General features: G+C 70.3%; 1 protein-coding gene. It reads right to left on the reverse strand.

All coding sequences use genetic code 11. The features are described from left to right. Positions 1 to 137: 137 nt before the first annotated feature. Complete coding sequence (locus AB0M65_RS40825) at positions 138 to 1,004, reverse strand: DUF6542 domain-containing protein (RefSeq protein WP_364041049.1); 867 nt, start codon at positions 1,002 to 1,004, stop codon at positions 138 to 140. Positions 1,005 to 1,556 lie beyond the last annotated feature (552 nt).

The raw sequence follows: 1,556 nt of genomic DNA on the forward strand, positions 1-1,556 counted from the left end.
CTTACGTGTGCTCTTCCTATATTAGCAAAGGTCCCTTGCTCTCTTAGTGGTCGGTTTCGGAGGTCCTTCGGGGTCTCGACGGCCCAGCGGAAACCTGGATCCGCCGATACCCACGAAGGACCTCCGAAACCCACCACTTAGCGCTCGTCGTCCCAGGGACGGGAGCGGCGGGGCGGCTGTCCACCGCGGCGCGGGTCGTCCGCACGCGGCGGGCGGCGGCGCGGGGCACCGGGGGCGCTTTCGCCACGAGGGTCGCGACGGCGAGGCTCGCCGTCTTCCGGCCGCGGACGGCGGGGCTGGCGCCCCGGAGGCGGAGGCTTCCGCATACCGGGCTCGGTGTCACGGCGCGGACGGCGTTCGTCCTCTGGCGGGCGGCGGCGCTGCGGCGCGCCGTCCCGGGGCGCGCCACGGCGCGACGGCGGGGGCGGCGTCTGCCCGGTCCGGGACGCCGGACGGCGGGCCGCTGCCGCGGCGGCGGACTTGATCGGGGCCTTGGCCTCTTCGCGACGTTCCGGTTTGGCGTTCTTCACCTTCACCGGGGCGTCGGGATCGCGTTCGCGGTAGATCCGGAAGAAACCGATCGCCAGCGTGACACCGGTGGTGATGGCCATCGTCGGGAAGCCGTTGATCAACGGGCCGCCGACGTCGACGGCTCTGGACAGCAGGTCGGTGCCCTTGCTGCTGTCCGAGGTCAGGAGAATGACCCCCGGCACAGTCACGGCAAGGACCAGGGGCGGCTGCACCATCGGTCCGAACAGGCCCCGGCGCTGAACGGCCACCACGGCGGCCACCGCGCCGAGCGCGTAGCACGCCTTGAACAGCAGGCCCAGGTCCTTCTGCGTCATCATGTCGACGAAGGCGCCAAGGATGGCGAGCCCGAAGCCCACCAGGACGGCCGCCCACCAGGGCAACCCGCGCCTGGCGCCGACGAGGGGACGCTCGTCCCAGGCAACGGGAACGTCGTCGGCATCAGGATCGCTTTGGCGATCGCGAATCGCGGTCACAGGCCCCACCGTATATCCAAGCTGCGGACATACCGCCAACAGGCGGTACGTCAATCGCCTGGTAGTGGTCATTCCGGACCACCCGGACGCTCCGTCCGGGCTCTTTCCGAACGTAGGACGTACGACCTGGCGACAAGGTTGTCAGACAAGCCGAAGTGGAGCCTCTGATTCCGGAAATCGCAGGTAGTCGAGGCTGTGCCGCGGTCGCCTGCCGGGCGCCAGGAAGAGGGCACGCGCGGGCGGCGGGGCGGCGGCGGGCGGGACGGGGCGGGGCGGCGGGGCAGCGGCGGGCGGCGAGGCGGCGGGCAGCGGCGGGCGGCGCGCGGCGGGGCGGTGGCTGGGTTCTCGTGAGTGATTTGGGTCGTTGAGCGAACCCGCTCTTGAGCACTTACGCGTCACCTGTGGTGTTGCTCGCGTGAAGTACATGAAGGCCCCCTTCCTGTACCTAGACGCAAGGAAGGGGGCCTTCCTGTACTTGGGGAAGGTGCGAAGGTCGAGTTTCCTCGGCTGAGCCGCGTGAAGGACCCCTTCCCTCGGCTCAGCCGAGGGAAG

Source organism: Amycolatopsis sp. NPDC051071 (genome assembly GCF_040682875.1).
Taxonomy (GTDB): Bacteria; Actinomycetota; Actinomycetes; order Mycobacteriales; family Pseudonocardiaceae; genus Amycolatopsis.